This window comes from Paenibacillus sp. OT2-17, from assembly GCF_009827695.1.
Taxonomy (GTDB): domain Bacteria; phylum Bacillota; class Bacilli; order Paenibacillales; family Paenibacillaceae; genus Paenibacillus; species Paenibacillus polymyxa_B.
Window position 1 is genome coordinate 1 of record NZ_WUDQ01000312.1, and the last position, 4,193, is coordinate 4,193.

A 4,193-nucleotide genomic window follows, 5' to 3' on the forward strand; every position below is an offset into this window, starting at 1 on the left:
TAATCAAAAGGAGCATACACATCTGTTGTAGCAGATACCTGCAACATACTTTGTTGAAGTAAACTCTGCCCGATCAGACTGTTTTCTCCTGGAATCGGCGCATATACGGAATCATTTACACGGGGTATGGATGGTATATCCATCTCAGTCGTGTCTGGAGCCGTTGCTTTACCCTCTTCCTTATCTAGCGGTTGTTGAGTTGCTTCTTCATCCTGGGCGGCCTGAGTGGGCTTTTCATCTTCCTTCAGCTCAGCCGACTCATCAGACGGTTCTGCCTTTGCATTTGTGCTCAATGTCAGTCCATTCTGCTGTACCCACAAGCTTGGACTTTGCTCCGGTAATGAATTTTCTCCACCATCTTTTTGCCAAGCTTTATAAATATCATATAAAGTATAGCCTTTGGATAACTGTGCATTGACCCAAGCCTGATCCTTACCTGTTTGCTGTGCAAGCCATGCTCTGGTAATAATCTGTGGAGTGGAAGACGAAGAAGACTGAGAAGCTGCCGCCTCTCCGTGCCCTTCTTCTCCATATGCCCATGTGCTCCATGGACCCAGCAACATTGCCATACATAGTAGACTACAAATATAACGTTTAAACACTCGCTCACCCCTATTTAATAATGCCTGTACATCTAACTATCTGTTATGTTTTTTCGAAGCAAAGACATCCTTTTAATCTGTAAAAGGAAATACCTTCTTCGTCCGTCTAATGACGTTTCCGTTTAAGTCATAATCCAGTTGAATTTGATCACCGGTGAACAAAATAACTTTATTCATTCGGTTCCCTTTTCCATATTCATATGAAGTATCCTTACCAAGCGCCATATGTGCTGCCTTAATTACGGTTTGTAATGCGCCGCTATTGGTTTCTGTCAGCTTCACATAAACCGTTTGGCCTGCCTTCATCTCATACTCTAAGACCGTGTAATCCCAACCATATATTTGTGCTTGCTCTGTTGAAGAGACAAGCTGGTTACTAAAATCAGGGTCCGTAAACAAGCTTACAATGGGTTGCTGCGCAGCAAAGTTGGATTTCTCCTTCACCGCAAAACGGTATATCCCGTCTTCTTTGGGTGTAAACCGATATTTCCCTTGTTGGCCTGCCGTAAAGTCAGCTTCTTTATCTATGAGCTCAATTAGTTCGTCCAGCTTGCTGTCATCGTTATTTTTTACAGCAAACACACGATAAGGCGCTCCAAAGTTAACAGCAGGAGCAGCTGCAGCTACGGCAAGATGAATATTTGCATTAGCTGGCACTTGCTGTTGATTATCTGTCGCCTCTTTATGTTCACGAATCACTTTTCCAGCCTGATCCGTAACGGTATATTGATACGTTCCACCAGCCGCCTTCGCATTCGTCACGATAGGGGCCTCCTGACTTCCGCGATTGATCCATATCTCCTGCTTTCCGCCAGACAAAGACGTTTTTAACAACGCCGGTTCTGTGCTTGGCTCCGCTTTAATTTCATTCTTGAAATGAAAGGTCACGGCTTGCAGCGAAGTGACAGTCACAACAAGCGTATCTCCGGCTCCAAGTGAGATTTCAGGTAGAGAAGCATCCATACCTGCTCTATCCACCTTGGAATTTACACCGCTACCTTCTTCATATATGGCATAGTCGTAGAGGCGGCTTTCGTTTGAAGCATCTGTCGTTAATGAGGAAGCCTGTGAACCAGTATTATGGAATACATAGCTTTCTCCCTGCTTGACAGTGACATGATTGCCTGTCGGCACCTGAGCATCCTCAACGTCGAATATTCCTAACACAGCTCCATAAGTCACTGGCACATCCGAAACCGTCGTTACAATGGCATATCCACCAGCCTGTACCAACGGCAATTGAGTCGTATCACTGGCCTGACTGTACACCGTACCGTCTGCCTTGTAATTCATGTAATTCCACTTCATACCGCTGACTGAAATGACATCCAGAGCCTTGTCCAAAGTGCTTACATTGATAAATTTCCGGCTTTCACCGCGTTTCAATGTAATTCGATGGAAGGCTGCCTGTGCGTTAAGCATAGCCTCTACCTTACTGCTGTAACTAAAGGTGATTGGCCGATCGGATACATTGGTGACAATGGCTTCACCGCCTGCAACAATCTCTGGGTCCACTGTATTGTTGAAATGATCTGATGTCAGTAAACGAAGCCCTCGATAGCTTGCCGAATCAAAGCGTGCACTTCCACTACTTTTGTCATGCCGCAATGAATTCGATTTGCTATCATGATTGCGGAAAATGTACGAATCCCCTGGCTCCAGCGTCGTTTGCCCGATACCATTATCATCTTCGCTGGCCTTAAAGCTCCGATAGATACCACCAAACGTGATTGGCGTGTCACTGGTTACCGTCACACTGGCCTTTTTACCTGCACCAACCAAAAAGGTTGAGTTTCCGGTATTGCGCCTGGATTGCTCTGTACCATCTGCTTTGTACAGAACCACATCATATTTTCCTTTAACGGTACTGGCTGTGCTATGCAGATTCCTCAAATGATCACTAATATTAGTAAAAGCATAACTTTCGCCTTTAGACAGTGTTACGCGTAAAAAGGCAGGATCATTGCTAGTTTCCCAGGAAAAATCATCTGTATAATCAAAGATAATAGGACTCGGACCGATCACAGTCACAATGGCATATCCCGAAGGCGGGATCATGGGACCAGACTGGCTGTTAAAACCAGAGGAATTTACCGTTCCATCCGGCTTGTAAATAGCATAGTCGAACAAGCTTCCTACCTTTTTGGAGTTATTGTAGATCGGATTCATTAGCGTACCATTATTGTGGAAAATGTAGCTCTTGCCCACCTCAAGCTCCACACGGCTGATTGCATCACCACCCACAGGACGAGCAATAAAATTGCGATATGGAGCCCCATATGTAACCGGATTGGCAGTGACCTGGGTAATTACCGCGTATCTGTCCACAGCAATCTGCGGCTTCGCCGTAGTGCCACTGCCGCGTGAAGCCTCTGTTCCGTTTGCCAGATAAACAACATAGTCAAGTTTATCTTTAGATGTACCGTCACTTTCCACCGTATCCAATCGGGTTCCCACATTGATAAATTGGTAGCTTTCCCCCTGATTTAGGGTAACCCGCGCATAAGCCGGCTCGCCGGTGCTTTCTATACTGTATTTGCCGTATGGAAATCCGAAGGTCACCGCATTGGCAGTGGAACCTGTAATAATCAGTTCCTCGCCATCACCCAAAGAGGGATGAGCAATGCTATTGAGATCAGATGCGGATAAAGTTCCGTCTGCCTTGTATTTTGCGTAATCAAAACGGCGATTGTCCGCATTTGACCCATCATGCTGAATCGAACGGGCAGTCCATCCTTCATTCACAATCCGATAGCTTTCATTTTTAGAGACCGTAACTCGCTCTAGTGCCGGGTCCTCCGATGTACTGTAGGTGAAGACGTCCGTTACTTTTACGGTTAATGCTGCTGTTCCTGTATTCGTAATAAACGCTGTGCCTCCCCCAGGAACACCAATGGGGCTAATGCCATAGTCCATATGGACAGTGCTGATGTCTCCGTCCTCTTTGTAACTTACACTATCGTACAAAATGCCTTTTGATTGAGAAGCGTTGCTATATATGGACTTACTGATCGTATCTGTATTCTCGAATTCATAGGTTTCCCCAGGTTCGATAACGATTGACGTATACTCCACCGTTGCCGCCAAGCTCATCATGAGTGCATTATAAACGCTGTTTGTTACAGAAGTTGGCGGATCAAAAGAAACTGTTTCATTAGTGATCTCCTGTTCCTCCTGTACCAAACCTGCATGACCTTGTTGTATTCCGCCCGTTGCATTTTGTTTTTCTGCTCCTGCTTCAACAGGCAGACACAGCAAGGTGTTAATCGCTAAAATCGCCGTCAGAAACCATACCACTACCTTTTTACAAATCATCTAGCTGTATAACCTCCCTTTTTCTCGTCAAAAAAATTGCATGTTGGGCTGCAAAAACCCACTTTTCTCTCTGTACATCCTTACAATCGTAAGAGAAGAACATATTACCTCCATTTCCATTAATAATGTCACATTTTAATATATCGACACCTTAAACTTCCATTTTTATAGGCCAAATGGACCTTATTTTCCATAAACCGGTTAAGCCCATGGGATTAAAAGAAAATCAGGAGAGGAGTCACTTGCAAACCCCCCTTCGGGTATAGTAGTATGTGG

1 protein-coding gene and 1 pseudogene are annotated in these 4,193 nt (G+C 44.9%); both read right to left on the reverse strand.

Translation table 11 applies throughout. From position 1 onward, the window contains the following. A pseudogene (locus tag GRP75_RS20165) lies at positions 1-602 on the reverse strand (hypothetical protein); the annotation flags it as partial. Positions 603-674: 72 nt separating this feature from the next. Further along, complete coding sequence (locus tag GRP75_RS20170) at positions 675-3,917, reverse strand: hypothetical protein (protein ID WP_160790180.1); 3,243 nt, start codon at positions 3,915-3,917, stop codon at positions 675-677. Positions 3,918-4,193: the final 276 nt, after the last annotated feature.

What these genes read in the sequence shown, in the direction of transcription:
- GRP75_RS20170 (WP_160790180.1), bottom strand. Translation starts at nt 3,917, where the DNA reads ATGATTTGTAAAAAGGTAGTGGTATGGTTTCTGACGGCGATTTTAGCG.